The 19,587-nt window shown below is 65.5% G+C and carries 17 protein-coding genes; 10 read left to right on the top strand and 7 right to left on the bottom strand.

Annotated features, from left to right (window positions below; all coding sequences use genetic code 11):
• Nucleotide 1: 1 nt before the first annotated feature.
• Together sufB and EAW56_RS03065 are read right to left on the bottom strand one after the other, a co-directional pair.
• Complete coding sequence (gene sufB / locus EAW56_RS03070) at nucleotides 2–1,447, bottom strand: Fe-S cluster assembly protein SufB (RefSeq protein WP_095276483.1); 1,446 nt, start codon at nucleotides 1,445–1,447, stop codon at nucleotides 2–4.
• Entirely contained in the window at nucleotides 1,434–2,174 is a 741-nt protein-coding gene (locus EAW56_RS03065; RefSeq protein ID WP_122084993.1) for a helix-turn-helix transcriptional regulator, read from the bottom strand. The genes sufB and EAW56_RS03065 overlap by 14 nt, the downstream gene beginning before the upstream one ends.
• A gap of 166 nt (nucleotides 2,175–2,340) precedes the next feature.
• Here EAW56_RS03065 and mptB point away from each other — a divergent pair, with 166 nt between their 5' ends.
• The 5 genes from mptB (at nucleotide 2,341) to EAW56_RS03040 (ending at nucleotide 7,963) form a co-directional block, all read left to right on the top strand.
• Nucleotides 2,341–4,014 carry a polyprenol phosphomannose-dependent alpha 1,6 mannosyltransferase MptB gene (gene mptB / locus EAW56_RS03060; RefSeq protein WP_167457381.1) on the top strand — a complete coding sequence of 558 codons (1,674 nt, stop codon included), beginning with the start codon at nucleotides 2,341–2,343 and terminating at the stop codon, nucleotides 4,012–4,014.
• A 6-nt stretch (nucleotides 4,015–4,020) separates the two neighbouring features.
• Nucleotides 4,021–4,965, top strand: a complete 945-nt coding sequence (locus tag EAW56_RS03055; protein ID WP_240510571.1) for an ABC transporter ATP-binding protein — start codon at nucleotides 4,021–4,023, stop codon at nucleotides 4,963–4,965.
• Between the two features lie 151 nt (nucleotides 4,966–5,116).
• Entirely contained in the window at nucleotides 5,117–5,818 is a 702-nt protein-coding gene (locus EAW56_RS03050) for an ABC transporter permease (protein WP_233126977.1), read from the top strand.
• A 146-nt stretch (nucleotides 5,819–5,964) separates the two neighbouring features.
• A complete protein-coding gene (locus EAW56_RS03045; protein ID WP_415528350.1) occupies nucleotides 5,965–6,963 on the top strand; it encodes a COX15/CtaA family protein in 999 nt (332 codons plus the stop codon).
• Between the two features lie 40 nt (nucleotides 6,964–7,003).
• On the top strand, nucleotides 7,004–7,963 hold the full coding sequence (locus tag EAW56_RS03040) for a zinc-binding dehydrogenase (protein ID WP_122084991.1): 960 nt from the start codon (nucleotides 7,004–7,006) through the stop codon (nucleotides 7,961–7,963).
• On the opposite strand, the gene EAW56_RS03035 is transcribed toward EAW56_RS03040, so the two are convergent.
• Nucleotides 7,960–8,991 (bottom strand): heme o synthase, encoded by a 1,032-nt coding sequence (locus EAW56_RS03035; RefSeq protein ID WP_369801164.1) that lies wholly within the window; start codon nucleotides 8,989–8,991, stop codon nucleotides 7,960–7,962. The two genes, EAW56_RS03040 and EAW56_RS03035, sit on opposite strands and share 4 nt — an antisense overlap.
• A 236-nt stretch (nucleotides 8,992–9,227) precedes the next feature.
• On the opposite strand from EAW56_RS03035, the gene tkt reads away from it, so the two are divergent.
• From tkt to pgl, 5 genes are all read left to right on the top strand, one after another.
• Nucleotides 9,228–11,309, top strand: coding sequence for a transketolase (tkt, locus tag EAW56_RS03030; RefSeq protein ID WP_122084989.1), 2,082 nt, complete (start codon nucleotides 9,228–9,230; stop codon nucleotides 11,307–11,309).
• A 108-nt stretch (nucleotides 11,310–11,417) separates the two neighbouring features.
• Nucleotides 11,418–12,509 (top strand): transaldolase, encoded by a 1,092-nt coding sequence (gene tal, locus EAW56_RS03025; RefSeq protein ID WP_122085090.1) that lies wholly within the window; start codon nucleotides 11,418–11,420, stop codon nucleotides 12,507–12,509.
• 53 nt (nucleotides 12,510–12,562) lie between these two features.
• Nucleotides 12,563–14,110, top strand: coding sequence for a glucose-6-phosphate dehydrogenase (gene zwf, locus EAW56_RS03020; protein ID WP_122084987.1), 1,548 nt, complete (start codon nucleotides 12,563–12,565; stop codon nucleotides 14,108–14,110).
• Between the two features lie 16 nt (nucleotides 14,111–14,126).
• On the top strand, nucleotides 14,127–15,083 hold the full coding sequence (locus EAW56_RS03015; RefSeq protein WP_122084985.1) for a glucose-6-phosphate dehydrogenase assembly protein OpcA: 957 nt from the start codon (nucleotides 14,127–14,129) through the stop codon (nucleotides 15,081–15,083).
• Nucleotides 15,084–15,105: 22 nt separating this feature from the next.
• Complete coding sequence (gene pgl, locus EAW56_RS03010) at nucleotides 15,106–15,840, top strand: 6-phosphogluconolactonase (RefSeq protein WP_239213893.1); 735 nt, start codon at nucleotides 15,106–15,108, stop codon at nucleotides 15,838–15,840.
• Nucleotides 15,841–15,932: 92 nt separating this feature from the next.
• Here the strand turns inward: pgl and secG are convergent, their stop codons facing one another.
• The 4 genes from secG to gap all read right to left on the bottom strand — a co-directional run bounded on the left by secG (nucleotide 15,933) and on the right by gap (nucleotide 19,418).
• Entirely contained in the window at nucleotides 15,933–16,169 is a 237-nt protein-coding gene (secG, locus tag EAW56_RS03005) for a preprotein translocase subunit SecG (RefSeq protein WP_095276455.1), read from the bottom strand.
• A gap of 105 nt (nucleotides 16,170–16,274) precedes the next feature.
• Nucleotides 16,275–17,057 carry a triose-phosphate isomerase gene (gene tpiA / locus EAW56_RS03000; RefSeq protein WP_095553725.1) on the bottom strand — a complete coding sequence of 261 codons (783 nt, stop codon included), beginning with the start codon at nucleotides 17,055–17,057 and terminating at the stop codon, nucleotides 16,275–16,277.
• Nucleotides 17,058–17,083: 26 nt separating this feature from the next.
• Nucleotides 17,084–18,301 carry a phosphoglycerate kinase gene (locus EAW56_RS02995; protein WP_095276449.1) on the bottom strand — a complete coding sequence of 406 codons (1,218 nt, stop codon included), beginning with the start codon at nucleotides 18,299–18,301 and terminating at the stop codon, nucleotides 17,084–17,086.
• A gap of 106 nt (nucleotides 18,302–18,407) precedes the next feature.
• Complete coding sequence (gene gap, locus EAW56_RS02990) at nucleotides 18,408–19,418, bottom strand: type I glyceraldehyde-3-phosphate dehydrogenase (RefSeq protein ID WP_095276446.1); 1,011 nt, start codon at nucleotides 19,416–19,418, stop codon at nucleotides 18,408–18,410.
• Between the last annotated feature and the right edge of the window lie 169 nt (nucleotides 19,419–19,587).

Here is a 19,587-nt window from a genome sequence, read left to right as displayed (position 1 = left end):
GTTAGCCCACCGATCCTTCCATTTGCAGCTCGATGAGACGGTTCAGTTCAAGGGCGTACTCCATCGGGAGCTCCTTGGCGATCGGCTCGACGAAGCCGCGCACGATCATGGCCATTGCTTCTTCCTCCGGAATGCCGCGGCTCATGAGGTAGAACAGCTGCTCCTCAGAGACCTTGGAAACCTTCGCCTCGTGGCCGAGGGTGACTCGGTCATTACGAATGTCGTTGTAGGGGTACGTGTCGGAACGGGAGATGTCGTCCACCAGCAGGGCGTCACACTCGACGTTGGAGGTGGAGTGGTGCGCGTTCGCGTTCACCTGAATCAGGCCGCGGTACGCGGAACGTCCGCCGCCGCGAGCCACGGACTTGGATACCACGGACGAGGAGGTGTGCGGTGCCATGTGGGTCATCTTCGCGCCGGTGTCCTGGAACTGGCCCTCGCCCGCAAACGCGACGGAAAGGACCTCGCCACGCGCGTGCTCGCCAGTCATCCACACGGCCGGGTACTTCATGGTCACCTTCGAGCCGATGTTGCCGTCGACCCATTCCATGGTGGCGCCCTCTTCGGCCTTCGCGCGCTTGGTCACCAGGTTGTACACGTTGCCGGACCAGTTCTGGATCGTGGTGTAGCGGCAGCGGCCGCCCTTCTTCACGATGATCTCCACGACCGCGGAGTGCAGGGAGTCCGACTTGTAGATCGGGGCTGTGCAGCCCTCGACGTAGTGGACGTACGCGTCCTCATCGACGATGATCAGGGTGCGCTCGAACTGGCCCATGTTTTCCGTGTTGATGCGGAAGTAGGCCTGCAGCGGAATGTCCACGTGGACCCCCGGCGGAACGTAGATAAAGGAGCCACCAGACCAGACAGCGGAGTTCAGCGCGGAGAACTTGTTATCGCCGGCCGGAATCACCGTGCCGAAGTGCTCCTTGAACAGCTCCTCGTGCTCGCGCAGCGCGGTATCGGTGTCGACGAAGATAACGCCCTTTTCCTCCAGGTCCTCGCGGATCTGGTGGTAGACCACCTCGGACTCGTACTGAGCCGCGACGCCGGCGACGAGGCGCTGCTTCTCCGCCTCAGGAATACCGAGCTTGTCGTAGGTGTGCTTAATGTCCTCCGGAAGATCGTCCCAAGAGGCCGCCTGCTCCTCCGTGGAGCGCACGTAATACTTAATGTTGTCGAAGTCGATGTCGGAGAGGTCTGCGCCCCAGGTCGGCATCGGCTTCTTGTCAAAGATGTCGAGCGCCTTGAGACGCTGGTTAAGCATCCACTCCGGCTCGTTCTTGATCCCGGAGATGTCCTTGACAACGTCCTTGTTCAGACCGCGCCGTGCGGAGGCGCCGGCCACATCGGAGTCGTGCCAGCCGTAGCTGTAGGCGCCGATGGAGTCGATGATCTCATCATCATTCATCGGCTTGTCCAGGCCGGGTGCGGGGTTAGCTTTCGTCATAGTCTCCGCTCCTTTCGTTTATGGTTCCCGCCGCCGTAGCGGTAGCGGCGAGTGGAATGTTGGTTGTGCAGATGCCGTTGCCGTCTGCGATCAGCGCGAGCGGCTGCACGTGTTTGCCCACCAGAGCCGAGATCGCCTCGTGCTCTGCCTCGCAGATCTCCGGGTGCGCGGACGCAACCTCGGAGACTGGGCAGTGGTGCTGGCACAACTGGATTCCGTTGCCAACGGCGCTCACCGTTGCCGCGTACCCATGTTGATCAAGCACCTCGGCGACAGCTTCAACGGTAGCCTGCGTGCGCGCCGCCTCGCTGTCTCCTTCCGGCGATGTGTCGGCCCCGTGGGCCCCGTCGACACCCTGGAGGATCTTGTCAATCCGGGCGCGGGCAAAATCGCGCACGGCCGCCTCACCCCCGAGTGTCTTAATCATTTCGACGGCCTCGACCGCGAGGTCGTCATATTGCGTGCCAAATGAGCGCCGCCCGCTGTCAGTGAGCCGGAAATGCTTGGCGGGTCTCCCCCGCGTCGCTTCTTCTCCGGCGATGGCGCGCGGACCGCACGTCTCCGCCAGTTCCGACTCAATGAGTTTGTCAAGGTGGCGGCGCACACCGGCGGCAGAAAGGCCTAATTGCGCGGCTATGTCGGTGGCGGTCACCGGGCCAAGCGTGAGAAGCGCGCGCATGACTTCGCCGCGGGTATCGCTCCCCGCAGCGTGGTGCTGCTCGGCCATTGCTTCACCTTAGCTTCCGTGTCGCTCGACGTCTCCGCGAATTCCGGTGACAAAAGGACGATCCTTTCGCCTTTACACAACACTAGTGTTTCCAAAATATTTCCGCTGCGGCGGGTCCCCAGCGTGTCGCAAAGCATTGCCGCTCTTCGAGCACCCGGGCCTTAGAATGCGTGATGTGACCCCTGCACGCCACACCCCCGAGACCACGCGGCCGTCCACGCTTGTCGACGCCCTGCCCCGATTCGGTGCGCCCGGCTCCCGCTCAGCCGCGCTGCACCGCGCTGGGATTTCGGACGAGGGGGTTCGCGCGTCCGTCGTTGAGCTCAACCGATTCGCGCTTTTGCGCTGGTTGGGTGCGGTCGGCACGCTCCTGATCGGCCTCGGTGGGCTGGGCGGCGGCGCGCTGCCCGTGGTGGACAACCCCTGGTTCGACCTCCCCGGCGGCGCGTTTATGGGGAGGATGCTGCAAGCCTCGTCCTCCCTCGTGTTCATCGGAGTCGGTTGCCTCGTAGTCGCCTGGCTGCTCATGGGGCCGTTCGTCGGTGCCGGGTCCAATCACGCGCGGATCAGCGCCCGGGTGGTGTTTCGGACCTTCCTGGTGTGGGCGGCGCCCCTGCTGCTCACCGCGCCCCTGTTCACCCAGGACATCTACTCCTACCTCGCGCAGGGATCCATCGTTCGGCAGGGGCTGGACCCCTACGCCGCAGGCCCCGTCGAGCTGCTGGGCACCGAGGACCGGCTCGCCCGATCCGTCCCGTTCATCTGGGCACACTCCCCCAGCCCGTACGGCCCCGTTGCGCTCGGGATCGCCTCCGCGGTGTCATGGATCACCCAGGATTCGATCTACTTCGGGGTTCTGTGCCACCGCGTCTTGTCGCTCGCGGGCGTGGTAGCCGCGGCGTGGGGCATCCGCGCGCTGGCCCGGCGGTGCGGCGTCCACGGCGCGACCGCACTCTGGCTAGGGATCTTGAACCCTCTGGCAATCCTGCACCTCATTGCCGGCATCCACAACGAGTCGATCATGCTCGGGTTCCTCCTCGTCGGTATGGAGGTAGGGCTACGGGGCATCGACGCGCTTGCGGCCGGCGAGCAGCGGCGTCGGGGGTGGGCGCTGTTCCTCCTCTCGGGGGCGCTCCTGTCCTGCGGCGGGCTGGTCAAGGTCACCGGGTTTATTGCCCTCGGGTTTACGGGCATGGCGCTGGCGCGGGTGTGGGCGCGAAGTGGGGGCAAGCGGGCGTCGATAAGCGCAATTTGCACCGCGGCCCTCGTCCAGGCGGGGTGCCTTGCGGTGACGGCTGGGCTGATCTCCTGGTTCACCGGGATCGGGCTTGGGTGGGTCACCGGGCAGGGCGGCGCGGCGACGATCCGCAGCTGGCTGTCGCTGACCACGGACATCGGCGTGATCAGCGGTGTTACGGGGATGCTGCTGCAGCTGGGCGATCACACGGAGGCGATCCTGAGCATCACGCGCGGAGTGGGACTCCTCGTGGCCGGCGCGTTCCTCGTGCGCATGCTCTGGGCGACATTCCGCGGCTCCATCCACCCTGTCGGCGGGCTGGGTGTGGCAACGCTCGTCCTCGTCCTGCTCTTCCCAGTGGTTCACCCCTGGTATCCGCTCTGGGGGATCCTGCCGCTCGCGGCGTGGGCGAATCGCTTCTTCTTCCGGGCTGCCGTCGCGATCTACTCTGCGCTTTTTAGCTTCTTGGTGCTGCCGCGCGGGCTCGCGCTGCCACCGGGGACCGTCACGACGATTTATCTCGCTGCCGCGGTGTGGTTTGCGGTCATGTGCGCCGCAGCGTGGTTCTGGTACCGCCATACGGCCGGGAGAGGTCTACACTAACCAACCATGCCAAGCATGGAACCTGAAGCCCTCGTGCTCAACGAGGTAGTCAAGCAATTCGGGCCCAAGCGCGCAGTCGACGGGGTCTCATTCACCGCTCGACGCGGCGAGCTTCTCGCGCTGCTGGGACCAAACGGGGCGGGCAAGACCACCACCATCGAGATGTGCGAGGGGTTTACGCAGCCGACCTCCGGGTCCATCCGAGTCTTAGGGTACGACCCCGCGACCGAGCCACAGCGGGTTCGAGACCGCATCGGCATCATGCTCCAGGGCGGCGGATCATACTCCGGGGTCAAGGTGCGGGAGATGCTGCACCTCGCGGCGTCCTACAACGAGGACCCGCACGACCCCGACTGGCTCATCGAGCTGCTCGGGCTCGAGGGGGTGGCGTCGACGACGTACCGCAGACTTTCCGGCGGGCAGCAGCAGCGACTCTCCCTCGCCCTGGCCATTATCGGCAGGCCCGAGCTCCTCTTCCTCGACGAACCCACCGCAGGCATGGACGCGCAGTCCCGGCTCGCGGTGTGGGAGCTGGTCAATGCGATGAAGCGCGATGGCACCACGATCGTGCTGACCACCCACCTGATGGACGAGGCCGAATCGCTGGCGGACCGCGTGGTCATTGTGGATCGGGGGCGCGTCGTTGCCACCGGCGAGCCGGCGGAGCTCACCTCCCACGAGGACTACCCGCTCGTATCGTTCGGGACCGCGCAAGCGCTGGACTTGGAAACGTTCAACGACTCGCTGCGCGCGTTCGGCGCTGCGGACCGGGAAGCGGAAAACGTCAGGCCGCTCTCCTACCGCGTGCGCGGCGACGGCAGCCCCCAGCTGGTTGAGGCCATCGCGCACGCCGCGGCCCAGCAGGATGTCCTGCTGCGCGAACTCAGCGTGTCGCACCGAAACCTTGAGGACGTCTTCCTCGACATCACCGGCCGAGAGCTGCGCAGCTAGCGCAGACCGTTGCTTGAATACTTGAAGGAGGTACACCATGACGACAGCCCATGATGCACAGTTGCACCGATCCCAGGACGGTGCAGCCCCCAATCCCAAGCTCGCGCCGGGCACGTTTGCTCCCCGCCCGCAGCGCGCCTCCGTGGCCGCAATGGCGCTCGCCCAGGGGCGGATCGAGGCGAAGCTCATGCTGCGCCACGGCGAGCAGCTGCTGCTCAACCTGGTCATCCCCGCGGCGCTGCTCGTGGCGGCAGCGATCGTTCCAGTCTTCGGCGATACCGACTTCCACCAGCTTGTGCCGATGGTCTTCGCCGTCGCCACCACAAGCGCGGGCTTTACCGGCCAGGCTATCGCGCTAGCGTTTGACCGTCGCTACGGTGCGCTGAAGCGAACCGGCGCTTCCGGGGTGCCACCGTGGACCATCATCGCTGGAAAGATCATCGGCGTCCTGGCCACCGTTGCGGTACAGATCGTCGTCTTGGGCGCGCTCGCCGTTGCGCTGGGATGGCGCGTCAGTGCGCTCGGCGCCCTGTGCGGCCTGATCACCCTGCTGGTCGGCGTCGCCGCGTTCACAGCAATGGGACTGTTCATGGGAGGCACGCTCAGCTCCGAGCTGGTCCTTGCTCTGGCAAACCTCATTTGGCTCGTCCTCATGGGAGTGCTCGGGTGGGTGCAGTACAGCGGTGACGTCGGGGACGCCGGCTGGTGGAACGCGGTCCCCACGGTGGCGCTGGCTGGCGCCCTGACCAAGGCGCTCGAGCTGTCTTTCCACTGGCAGGCGTGGCTGTCGCTCGTGTGTTGGGCTGGGGCGGCCATGGCGGCCGCGGCCCGTTGGTTCCGCTTCGAGGGGTAGCTCCTGTGGCGCACCCCTGCGGAGCTCAACTTGCTCCACGCCCAATCGGATCTCGGAGTTTGGGGCGTCATGCGTTAAGCTGAAGCAGTCATTTCTCAAACTAAAGTTGCACTGCAAAACTGCACACGTGAAAGGGAGCGCGTCTCGTGTCTTCTCCGCAGTTGGGGTCTCCCCAGACTGAGCACAACTCCAGCCACAATGCCGGCCACAATGCCACCGATGCGGCACAGGCCAAGGATGCACCAAAGGGGGCGTCGCTCAAGGTACAGCGCGTTCTGGCCATGATCCTGTTGCTGTGCCAGGGCGGCATCACCGTTACTGGTTCGCTCGTCCGCGTCACCGGCTCAGGCCTGGGTTGCGATACCTGGCCGATGTGCCACGAGGGCTCGCTCGTCCCCGTCGCGGGTTCGGCGCCGTGGATCCACCAGCTCATCGAGTTTGGCAACCGCACGCTCACCTTCGTCGTCGCCGCAGCATCCATCGCCGTCCTCGTCGCGGTCGTCCGCGCGGGACGTCGCTCCGGTATCAAGTCGCTCGCAGCCGTCTCACTCGGCGGCGTGGTCCTGCAGGCCGTCATCGGCGGCATCTCCGTCCTCCTGGACCTGAAGTGGTGGGCCGTCGCCGTGCACTTCCTGCCCTCGATGGTGCTGGTCGCCGTCGCCGCCGTGCTCTACATGCGCATTGCGGAGCCGGATGATGTCGCCCCGACGAGGCGCGTCCCCAAGGCCGCCGTGACCTGGGCGATCATCGCCGCCATCGCGCTAGTATTCGTCCTGGTGACGGGCACCATGGTCACCGGCTCCGGTCCGCACGCCGGCGACGCCACCGCCGGTTTGGAGGGCCGCCTCGAGATGGACACCAGGGTCCTTGCGTACGTCCACGCAATCTGCCTGTACCTCTACCTCATTGCCACGCTGGTCACCGTGTACAAGCTGCGCCGCCACAAGGCGCCGAGCGACGCGATGCGCACCGCCCTCGTCCTCATCGTGCTCATCCTGATCCAGTGGGCGATCGGCGTCATCCAGTTCAGGCTCGGCGTCCCGCGCTGGACCATCCCGGCGCACATCGCAATGTCGTCCACCGTCGTCGCGTTTACCGCCTTCCTGTGGGCGCACAGTTCGCGCCGTCTCCCCACACTCGTCTAACCTCCCACGCACACCGCGCCCGCCGGGGTACGCTTTGGCTATGCACGCCATTATCAGCGATTCCCCCGGCGGGCCGTTCCGTTTCACTCGCGTCGATCCCCCAGTTCCCACACCCGAGCAAGTGCTTATCGACGTCACCTACGCCCACGTCCAACGCGACCCCACTCCCGCCCCCGGCACCGGCATCCCCGGCGCCGCAGGATGCGGGCGCGTGGCCCACGACCCTGTCGGTGAGATCGCCGCTGGCACGCTCGTCGCCTTCTGCGACGCGCAGGGCGCGTACGCGGAGCAGGCTGTCGTCCTCCGGGACCGGATCGCCGCCGTCCCGGAATCCATCAACGATGAGGTCGCCGCGTGCATGCTCGCTCCCGGCATACTGGCGCACGCACTCCTTCACGGCGTCCGCGACACCGCGGACGGCGACACCATGGTGGTCACCGGCGGAGGCGGCGAGCTCGGCCTCGCCGTGACCCAGCTGGCAGCGGGATTGGGCGGCACGGTGTTTTCAGTGGTCTCAACGGCCCACGAGGAGGAAATCGCGTACGACGCCGGCGCGACCGGCGTCTTCCGCTACTTCCCTGACGCGGCGCAACGTATTTGCGAGGCCAACAGCGGCAGCGGCGTCGACGTCGTTATCGAGGCGTCACAACCGCCTCTGCCCGAGGCGCTCCACCCCTTCGACCTGGCGCTGCAGGCCTGCCGACCGCTTGGCCTGATCTGCGCCGTCGGCGGCTCGGAGCTCGCGGCGGGGAGGAGCGCAGACGCGCTCCTGAACGAACTCGACGAGCATGGGGGGCTGTTCCTTACCGCCCCTTCGTTGGACTGGTACACGCGCACTGCGGACGAGTTTCGCTTGCGGTCCCAAGCGGTCACGCGTGCCGTCGAGGATGCGACGCTGCGCTTCCCTATCGGCGGGGTGTTCTCGCTCGCCGAGGCGGACGCCGCGCACGAGGCGCTCGCGGATGCCCAGCGCGTTGGGAGTGTGCTGCTGCGCGCTTAGAAGAGGCCGCCGATCGTCGGCAGGCCGAGCACGGCGTCCACAGAGAGGCCGAGGAAGAGCGCGGCGAGGTAATTGTTGGACAGGATGAACAGCTTGAGCGGCTTGACGTTCTCGCCGCGGCGCACGCCGTTGTGCAGGCGCGTGGCCATGACGAGGAACGCGGCGCCGGACGCCACCGCCACGACGAGGTAGATCCAGGACGTCGCCGGGACGAGCGCGAGGGAGACGATGACCGTCCACCAGGAGTAGATGACGATCTGGCGCGTCGTCTCCTGCGGGGACGCGATGACCGGCAGCATCGGGACTTCTGCGCGGGCGTAGTCGTCCTTGTACTTCATGGCCAGCGCCCAGGTGTGCGGCGGGGTCCAGAAGAAGATGATGAGGAACATGACGATCGCCTGCCACCAGCGGTCCGGTGAACCGTCGTGCACGTTGTCCCGAATCGCGGCCCAGCCGACGAGGACCGGCATGCAGCCCGCAGCGCCACCCCAGATGACGTTCTGCCAGGTCTTACGCTTCAGCCATTTCGTGTAGACGAAGATATAGAAGAAGTTGGTGAAGATGATGAACAGCGCTGCCAACCACGACCCGCACACGAGCCCGAGCCAGAGCACGCTGACGATGAGCAAGACCCAGGCGAATACCGCAGCGCGGTGTTTGGTCACCTTGGCGCGCACGAGCGGGCGCGCGCGTGTACGACCCATCTTCTGGTCAATGTCGTAGTCAGCGACCATATTGAAGGCGTTGGCAGCGCCCGCGCCCATCCATCCACCGAGCAGGGTCGCCAGGATCAGCCACACGTGGACGGTGCCGCGATCTGCCTGCAGCATCGCGGGGATGGCGGCTACCAAGAGAAGTTCAATGACCCTCGGCTTCGTCAACGCGAAATACGCCTTCACGGTCTCCAAAAACTTCTCCTTATAGCGTGTTGTTCGCGCCGCCGTCGGCGCAACTGCTTCGTGGGTGGCCGTGTTGGGATACGCTCGCAAGCGTCCTGCGGTTTTGCCACCCGTATCATTCCTTTGGATGATGTTAGCCCTAACCTTGCACTGCGCCCAATCGGACACGCTCTCCTTGCGGCCGGTGTGGGCGGATTGGTCGACGCTCACCGCGGTGACTCAAAATACACTGCCCGCACACGGCGCACCGCCTGGCGACTACACTAAGGCGGGTGCCCGGCCCATCGCCGGAGCCGAGACGTAATGCCAATCCAATGAATGAGGAAACTGTGACACAGTCGACGCTGCCCCCGGAACTTCAAGCTATGACCGTCCGGAACTACCCGGACGACTGGACGCAGACTGATACGCGCGCGGTGGACACCGCCAGAATCCTCGCTGCGGATGCTGTTGAGCGCTGCGGATCGGGCCACCCCGGCACCGCTATGTCGCTTGCTCCGTTGGCCTACACGCTCTTCCAGCGCGTCATGCGCCTGGATCCCACCGACCCGCACTGGGTCGGTCGCGACCGCTTTGTCCTGTCAAACGGCCACTCCTCACTGACCCAGTACGTGCAGCTCTATCTCGGCGGCTTCGGCCTGGAGCTGGACGATCTGAAGCAGCTACGCACCTGGGGCTCCAAGACTCCCGGCCACCCGGAGTACAACCACACCAAGCACGTCGAGATCACCACTGGCCCGCTGGGCCAGGGCCTCGCTTCCGCTGTGGGTATGGCGATGGCCGCGCGCCGCGAGCGCGGGCTGTTCGATCCCGAGGCCCCGGCCGGCCAGAGCCCGTTCGACCACTTCATCTACGTCGTGGCCGGCGACGGCTGCCTGCAGGAGGGCGTGACCTCCGAGGCGTCTTCGCTCGCGGGCACGCAACAGCTGGGCAACCTCATCCTTTTCTGGGATGACAACCGCATCTCCATCGAGGACGACACCCAGATCGCGTTCACCGAGGATGTGCTCGCCCGCTACGAGGCCTACGGTTGGCAAACCCTCACCGTAGGGTCCGGAGAGGACGTCGCAGCAATTGAGCGCGCCGTCGAAGAGGCTAAGGCGGAAACCGCGAAGCCGACCATCATCCGCCTCAAGACGGTGATCGGCTTCCCGGCCCCGAATCTGCAAAACACCGGCGCCGCTCACGGTGCCGCGCTCGGGTCCGAGGAGATCAAGCTGGTCAAGGAAGAGCTCGGCTTTGACACCGACGTCGACTTCCCCGAGGAAGAGGACGTGATCGCCCACACCCGCGCGCTCGCTGAGCGCTCCGCCGCAGTGCGCAAGGAGTGGCAGCAGGGCTTTGATGACTGGGCTGCTCGCAACCCTGAGCACAAGGCACTGTTTGACCGTCTCTCCTCGCGCGAGCTGCCGGAGAACTGGAAGGCCGAGTTCCCCACCTGGGAGCCCGACGCCAAGGGCCTGGCTACCCGCAAGGCGTCCGAGGCGGCGATCCAGGCCGCTGCGGCCGCGCTCCCGGAGCTGTGGGGCGGCTCCGCTGACCTGGCCGGTTCCAACAACACGCTGATCAAGGGCGCGCCGTCCTTCGGCCCTGAGGCGATCACCACGAACAAGTTCACTGCCGAGCCGTACGGCCGCAACCTCCACTTTGGCATCCGCGAGCACGCGATGGGCGCCATCATGAACGGAATCGCCCTGCACGGCGGCACCCGTGTCTACGGCGGTACCTTCCTGATCTTCTCCGAGTACCTCTACCCCGCCATCCGCGTGGCCGCCCTGTCCGGCATCGACGGCTACTACGTGTTCACCCACGACTCCATCGGCCTCGGCGAGGACGGCCCGACCCACCAGCCGGTAGAGACGCTCACCGCGCTGCGCGCTATCCCGGACCTCGCCGTCATCCGCCCGGCGGACGCCAACGAGACCTCGGCTGCGTGGATCGCCGCGCTGGAAGGCCGCGAGCAACCGAAGGCACTCGCCTTGTCGCGCCAGAACCTCCCGGTGCTCGAGGGCACGAAGGAGAAGGCGTTCGAAGGCGTGGCCAAGGGCGGCTATGTGCTTGTCGACGCCACCGCGCCGACCCCCGACGTCATCCTCATCGCCTCCGGCTCGGAGGTGCAGTACGCCGTCGAGGCAGCCGCGCTGCTGGCCGAGGATGGCGTCGCCGCCCGCGTGGTGTCCATGCCGTCCATCGACTGGTTCCTCGAGCAGACCGAGGAGTACCAGCAGCAGGTCCTGCCCAAGGAGGTCAAGGCACGCGTGTCCGTCGAGGCCGGTACCGCGATGCCGTGGCACCGCTTCACGGGCGACCACGGCAGCAACGTCTCCCTCGAGCACTTTGGCGCCTCCGCACCGGGCGCGGAACTCTTCGAGCGCTTCGGCTTCACCACCGAGCACGTGCTGCGCGCGGCCCGCGAGTCGATCGAGTCCGCGAAGTCTGCACAGTAGCTCTACCCCTTTACCCACCCACATCGCACACATCCGTTACGCCAGGTCGCAGTCATATCTTTCGACCTGGCGCCCTGGAGAAAGGACCGCACCGTGGCACACGACAACATGGTTGCAACCAACCGCATTTATGACATCGGTACTTCCGTCTGGCTGGACGATCTCTCCCGCGACCTTCTCAACGGTCAGGGGAACTTCGAGACGTTCCTCCTTGAGCGAAACATCCTCGGGATCACTACGAACCCGGCGATCTTCTCCGCGGCAATCTCCGCCGGCGGCGACTATGACCGCCAGCTCGAGGAGCTGCGCAAGGAGGGTGTCTCCGCCGAGGAGGCCGTGTACCGTATGAGCATCGCGGACGTCCAGCAGGCCTGCGACGTTATTGACCCCATCTACCAGGACACCAACGGCCGAGACGGCCGCGTGTCCATCGAGGTCGACCCTCGCTACGCCCACGACGAGGCGAAGACCATTGCGCAAGCGCGCGAGCTGTGGAAGCAGGTCGGCCGCCGCAACGCCATGATCAAGATCCCGGCCACCGACGAGTCGCTGCCGGCAATCACGACGGCCCTGTCCGAGGGCATCAGCGTCAACGTCACGCTGATTTTCTCCGTCGACCGCTACAAGCAGGTCATCGACGCCTACAAGGAGGGCATCAAGCTGGCCGCTAAGAACGGGCACGACGTGGAGCACATCCACTCCGTCGCGTCCTTCTTCGTCTCCCGCATGGACGTCGAGGTGGATAAGCGCCTGGAGACCATCGGTACCGACGAGGCCCTCGCGCTGCGCGGTAAGGCGGGCATCGCCAACGCCCGCCTGGCCTACCGCCTCTTCCTCGACTCCTTCAACGACCTGGACGAGCTCCCGCCGCGGGCAAACAAGCAGCGCCCGCTGTGGGCGTCGACCGGTGTGAAGAACCCCGAGTACCCCAAGAACATGTACGTAGTCGAGCTCGCCGGCCCGGACACGGTCAACACCATGCCGATGGGCACGATTGAAGCCGTCAACGATATGGACGAGCTCAAGGGCGACACCCTGACGCACGGAGACGAGGCGGCGAAGCAGGTCTTCGACGGCCTGGAGAAGGTCGGCATCGACATGGACGATGTCATCGCGGTGCTGGAGCGCGAGGGTGTGGAGAAGTTCGTCACCGCGTGGCAGGACCTGCTCGACTCCACTGAAACGAAGCTCAACAGCTAACCTCTAAGGGTTCATTGTTCCGGAAGCGGTAGGCAAAAGGAGACGCGACAAAGGTGATCGAAGAGAGAGACGCGCAGGTACAGCGGGGGAATCCGCTGCGGTCGGCCGTCGATAAGCGGCTGCCCCGTATTGCCGGACCATCTGGTCTGGTGATTTTCGGGGTCACCGGTGACCTGGCCAGGAAGAAGCTCCTTCCCGCCGTCTACGATCTTGCAAGCCGCGGCCTCCTGCCGGCCGGATTCGCCCTCGTCGGGTTCGGTCGGCGCGACTGGAGCAAGCAGGACTTCGAGCACTACGTCCGCGAGGCGGTCGAGGCGCGCTCGCGAACCAAGTTCAACACCAACGTCTGGAACCGCCTGGCGGAAGGGATCCACTTCGTCTCCGGGGCATTTGACGACGACACCGCGTTCGATCGGCTCGCCACCGTCCTCGCGGAGATGGACCGGAGCCAGGGCACTGCCGGAAACTGGGCGTACTACCTGTCCGTGCCGCCGGAGTTCTTTGCCAACGTGGTCCACCAGCTGGACCGCTGCGGCATGGCCCACCCCGGAGACGGGCAGTGGCGCCGCGTGATCATTGAGAAGCCGTTCGGTCACGACCTCGCCTCGGCGAAGGAACTGAACAAGGTGGTCAACACCGTCTTCCCCGAGCACGCCGTGTTCCGCATCGACCACTACCTGGGCAAGGAAACGGTGCAGAACATCATGGCGCTGCGCTTTTCCAACCAGATGTTTGAGCCGATCTGGAATTCGCACTACATCGACCACGTCCAGATCACCATGGCCGAGGACATCGGGCTGGGCGGCCGCGCCGGGTACTACGACGGCATCGGCGCGGCGCGCGACGTGATCCAAAACCACCTCATCCAGCTCCTCGCGCTCGTGGCGATGGAGGAGCCGACGTCTTTCTCCCCGCACCAGCTGCGCTCGGAGAAGCTCAAGGTGCTGCGCGCGACCTCGCCCACCGGACCGTTCGAAGAGACGACCGCCCGCGGCCAGTACACCGCCGGGCTGCAGGGCTCCGTACCGGTCGTGGGACTGCGCGACGAGGAGGGCTTCGACCCGGACTCCGAGACCGAGACCTTCGCGGCCTGCACCCTGGAGATCAATTCGCGCCGCTGGGCCGGCGTGCCGTTCTACCTGCGCACCGGCAAGCGTCTCGGCCGACGCGTGACCGAGATTGCGTTGGTGTTCAAGCGTCCGCCGTACCAGCCCTTCTACCCTGACCAGACGAACTTGCTCACCAACAACGCCGTGGTGATCCGCATCCAGCCGGACGAGGGCGTGCTCATGCGCTTCGGCTCGAAGGTGCCGGGCGTGGGCCTGGAAGTCCGTGACGTCAACATGGACTTCGCGTACTCGGAGGCGTTCACCGAGCAGTCGCCCGAAGCCTACGAGCGACTCATCCTGGACGCGCTGCTGGATGAATCGAGCCTCTTCCCCACCAACGCCGAGGTGGAGCGGAGCTGGGAGATCCTCGACCCGATCCTCAACTTTTGGGCCCAGCAAGGCCGCCCCGACGAATACGAGGCCGGCACCTGGGGTCCGGCGTCGGCGAACCACATGTTGGAAAAGGACGGCCGCGTCTGGCGGCGCCCCTAAGAAAGGATTTGCGGCTGTGATCATCTCACTCCCGGACACCACCACCAGCCAGATCGCGAACGCGCTGATCCAAGCGCAAGAAAACTTCTCGCTGTCCTCGGGCCGCGTGCTCACCCTCCTCGTCGCCGCGCGCGACACCGAGGATTCCGACAAGATCCTTGAGACGGTGCGCGCCGCGACCCGCGAGCACCCCGCCCGCGTGCTCGTGCTATTGCTTGGCGACGAAACCGCGCCCACCAGCATGAACGCCGATCTCATCGTGGCTGCGCATTCGGGCGCGTCCGAAATGGTCGTCATGCGCCTCTTCGGTGACCTCACGCATCACCTCGGCGCCGTGGTCACCCCGCTGCTGCTGCCGGACACGCCGATTGTGGCCTGGTGGCCAAACGAGGCACCCTCCTGCCCGAAGGAGGCGGAGCTGGGCAGCATCGCGCAGCGCCGCATAACCAACGCCCACTCCGATGCCTCCGGGGACCAACTCCGCGCCCGCACGGACGGCTACCAGCCCGGCGACTCCGACCTCGCGTGGTCCCGCATCACCCCGTGGCGCGGGGCCGTCGCCTCCGCGCTGGACCGCTACCACGACGACCCGGTGCAATCCGTCCACATTGACGGTCCTACTGACGATCCTTCCGTGGACATCGCCGCTGGCTGGCTCGCCGCGTGCCTCAACGTCGACGTGACGCGCGGTATCAGCGACTCCACAAACGACTCCACAAACGACTCCGCAGTGCACGGCGCACCCATCACGCGGCTCGCGCTGCATTGTGTCGGGGGCGACGTAACGATCGAGGTCGTCGACGACAACACAGCCCGCATCACCGTGCCGGGAAGCCCCGACTCCTACGTGGCGCTGAGTGCGCGGACCGACGCGGAGTGCCTCGCTGAGGAGCTGCGCCACCTGGACAACGATGTCACCTACGCGCGCGCTCTCCGGGGGCTGTCCGGAGTGACTCGCGCGACAGAGCAGTAACCACATCAGAAGGAGGTCGATTGTGCCAGCACACGTGACCGTTTCCCAGTTTCCCGACCGTCCTGCCCTCGTTGCCGCGGCCGCGGAGCAGTTCGCCGCTCTGCTGCGGGGTATTCAGGCTGACCCCGCCGGCGGGATCCACGGCGACGGTGTGGCGCGCGTCGTCCTGACCGGCGGTACCGCAGGCATCGAGCTGCTCAGCGCCATGGCAACGCTGAAGGGCATCGACTTCAACCGCGTCGAGTTCTTCTTCGGCGACGAACGCAACGTCCCCGCCACGCACCCCGACTCCAACGAGGGACAGGCCCGCGCCGCGCTGCTGAGCAAGGTGAACGTCTCCGCCGAGCGTATCCACGGCTGGGGCCTGGACGGCGGGGACATGTCGGACCAGGTGCGCGAGTACGCGTCAACGGTGGCCCAGCACGCCCCGCGGGGGTTCGATCTCCACCTCCTCGGCATGGGCGGCGAGGGCCACATCAATTCGCTCTTCCCCCACACCGACGCAGTGCGCGAGGACACGCGCACCACGCTCGCCGTCACCGATTCGCCCAAGCCGCCGGCCGAGCGCGCGACACTCACATTGCCGGCAGTGCGCAGCGCCGAGCGGGTGTGGTTGCTCGTTGCTGGAGCGGAGAAGGCGGAGGCCGCGTCCCAAGTTGCGCACGGTGCGCCGGCCGAGGAGTGGCCGGCCGCCGGCGCGCAGGGCCGCGCGGAGACGGTGCTCTTTGTCTCCGACGACGCCGCCTCGATGCTTTAAGCAGAGCGCTTACCGACGCCACGGGCCCCTCCCAGCATTGTTTGCCGGAAGGGGCCCGAGGTCTGTGCCGTATTGCTACGTGCTTGTGCGCGCTACGCCGAGTAGGTCTGGATCAGGTTGAGCGCGATGATGCACGCCACCCAGATCAGCGAGATGATGATGGTGTAGCGGTCCAGGTTCTTCTCCACGATGGTGGAACCGGACAGGTTGGACTGCACGCCACCACCGAAGAGGCTGGACAGGCCGCCGCCCTTGCCCTTGTGGAGCAGGACGAACACGGTCGCAAGCACCGACGCGATTACGAGCACGATCTCCAAAGCCAACGTCATGCGGGACGATCCTCCACTTTCAAATGGGATGTTGGTGAACTTGCTAAATCGTACACCATGGGGAACGTGCCCCGTGCAGCGACCTTGCGGTCTGCTGCACGGCGCCTACTGGACCGAGTTTGCTGCCGCAGCGGCCAGCTTGGCAAAGTCCTCGCCGTTGAGCGAAGCACCGCCGACCAGACCGCCGTCGACGTCAGCCTGGCCGACGATCTCGGCGACGGTGTTGGCCTTGACGGAACCGCCGTAGAGGATGCGGATGCCGTCGGCGGTGGCGTCGTCCGCAAGCTCGCGCACGAGCTCGCGGATGGCGTGGCACACTTCCTGTGCGTCCTCGGCGGACGCGACCTTGCCGGTGCCGATGGCCCACACCGGCTCGTAGGCGATGACGGTGCGCGATAGTTCCTCGGTGGTCAGGCCGGCCAGGGACGCGCGGGTCTGGTCCTCGACGAAGCTGACGTGCTTGCCTTCCTCGCGGACCTCGAGGGGCTCGCCGACGCAGACGATCGGCGACATGCCGTGGTCGAGGGCCTTCTTCGCCTTCGCGGCAACGAGCTCGTCCGACTCGTTGTGGTACTGGCGGCGCTCGGAGTGTCCGACGACAACCCAGGTGCAGCCGAGCTTCTCCAGCATGGTGGCGGAGATCTCTCCGGTGTAGGCGCCGTTGTCGTTGGCGGAGACGTCCTGCGCACCGTAGGTGATCTGCAGCTTATCGCCCTCAACGAGGGTCTGGATGGAGCGCAAGTCAGTAAACGGAACGGTCAGTGCGACGTCGACAAGCTCGTAGCCGTCCTTGGGGAACGCGAAGGCGAGTTTCTGAGCGCTGGAGATTGCCTCGAGGTGATCGAGGTTCATCTTCCAGTTGCCTGCGATGAGTGGTTTACGTGCCATGGATTTCTCCTATCGTTTCGGCTTGGTTACTTGGACAGGACTGCGACGCCCGGCAGTTCCTTCCCCTCAATGAGCTCGAGGGAAGCGCCGCCGCCGGTGGAGATGTGGGAGAAGCCCGCCTCATCCAGGCCGAGGGTGCGCACGGACGCTGCGGAGTCGCCGCCGCCGACCACGGTGAAGGAGTCGTTGTTCTTGGTCGCAGCAATCATCGCCTCTGCGACGGCCTTGGTGCCGGCGGAGAACTTCGGGAACTCGAAGACGCCCATCGGGCCGTTCCAGAACACGGTCTTGGAGTCCTCAATGGCGGCGGCGTACTTCTTCGCGGTCTCCGGGCCGATGTCCAGGGACATCCAGCCCTCCGGGATGCCGTCCAGGTCCACGATCTTCGTCTCTGCGTCCTTGTCAAACTTCTCAGCGGCGGAGAGGTCGACCGGCAGGAGGAGCTTGTCGCCGTAGCGCTCGATGAGCTCCTTGCAGGTGTCGATCATGTCTTCCTGCAGCAGCGACTCCTGGACGTTGTGGCCCTGCGCTGCGAGGAAGGTGTAGCACATGCCGCCACCGATAACGACCTTGTCTGCCTTCGCTGCGAGCGCTTCGATGACGCCGAGCTTGTCGGAGACCTTGGAACCGCCGAGGACAACCACGTACGGGTGGGCCGGGTCATCCTTGACGGAGGACAGCGTGGACACTTCCTTCTCCACCAGGTAGCCGGCGTATGCGGGGAGCTTCTGTGCGACGTCGTAGACCGACGCCTGGGCGCGGTGGACGACACCGAAGCCGTCGGACACGAAGGCGCCGTTGTCGGCGGCCAGCGCTGCGAGCTCGGCCGCGAACTCGCCGCGCTCGTTCTCGTCCTTGGAGGTTTCGCGCGGGTCGAAGCGTACGTTCTCCAGCAGGAGGATCTCGCCGTCGGTCAGGCCGTTGGCGCGCTCGTGCGCATCTTCGCCGGAGACGTCGCCGGCGAGAGCAACGAACTGACCGAGGCGCTCGGACAGCGCTTCAGCGACGGGCTTCAGCGAGAACTTCGGGTTGACCTCGCCCTTCGGGCGGCCGAGGTGGGCCATGGCGATCACCTTGGCGCCGCCGTCAAGCAGCGCCTTCAGGGTGGGAAGGGACGCGTCGATGCGGCCCGGGTCAGTAATGTTGCCGTCCTCGTCGAGCGGGACGTTGAAGTCGGAGCGGACCAGAACGTGGCGGCCTTCCACGCCTTCGTCGAGAAGCTGCTTGAGCGTCTGCGTTGCCATTGTTGTCTCCTTGAGTATGTCGTGTTTGTGAAGGGGTCTCTCGGATGCTGAAAAAGCCCGGTGCATGCGCATGCGCACACACCGGGCTCATCCGCTGTACCTAGTTTTACAGGTTGTCAGCGACGTGCTTGGTCATGCGCACGAACTGAGAGGTGTAGGACCACTCGTTGTCGTACCAAGAGATGACCTTCACCAGGTTGCCGTCGATGACGCGGGTCATACCAGCGTCGAAAATAGCGCCGTGGGTGTTGCCGATAATGTCGGAGGAAACCAGCGGCTCCTCGGAGTACTGCATTGCGGTGCCGAGAACCTCGTCCTCGGTGGCCTTCTTCACTGCAGCGTTGACCTCCTCAGCGGTGACGTCCTTGTTCAGCTGGACGGTCAGGTCGGTTGCGGAGCCGGTGATGGTGGGCACGCGCATTGCGAAGCCGTCGAGCTTGCCCTCGAGGTTCGGGAGCACCAGGGCGACTGCCTTTGCAGCGCCGGTGGTGGTCGGAACGATGTTCTGAGCTGCAGCGCGGGCGCGACGCAGGTCCTTGTGCGGTGCGTCCTGCAGGCGCTGGTCGCCGGTGTAGGAGTGAACGGTGGTCATCAGGCCAGACTTGATGCCGAACTCCTCGTCCAGCACCTTGGCCAGCGGAGCCAGGGAGTTGGTGGTGCAGGAAGCGGCGGAGATGACGGTCTGGTCGTTGGTGTAGGAGTCGCTGTTCACGCCCCACACGTAGGTGCCGTCGACGTTCTTGCCCGGAGCGGAGATGATGACCTTTTTCGCGCCAGCGTCGATGTGAGCCTTTGCGGTGTCGCCGGAGCGGAAGACGCCGGTGCACTCGAGCACGATGTCGACGCCAGCCTCGCCCCAAGCCAGGTTGGCCGGGTCCTTCTCAGCAGAGACCTCGATGCGACGACCGTCGACGGTGATGGAGTTCTCATCGAACTCAACATCGTGGCCGAACTGGCCGTAAGCGGTGTCGTACTTCATCAGGTGAGCGAGGGTCTCATTGTCAGTCAGATCGTTGATCTTGACAACCTCGAGCTCGCCCTGGAACTTGTCCTGGATGATGCGGAATGCAGAGCGGCCGATGCGACCGAAGCCATTGATGCCAATACGAGTAGTCACTGTAAAATTACTCCTCTTGTTGAGTCGTGTCGGTTGAGATGCAGCGCACCTCATACGGTCAGGTCTGAGAAGCGGAACCTCGTTCGGCGGGGCGCTTCACCTGCGCCGATGCCGTCCACTGGCTCACTTCCTGGCCTGTCGAAATCCAGTGTAGCGACGGACCAACAAC

It is taken from the genome of Corynebacterium gottingense, from assembly GCF_003693265.1.
In the GTDB taxonomy this organism is placed as follows: domain Bacteria; phylum Actinomycetota; class Actinomycetes; order Mycobacteriales; family Mycobacteriaceae; genus Corynebacterium; species Corynebacterium gottingense.
This window is presented reverse-complemented; position numbering and strand designations above follow the sequence as displayed.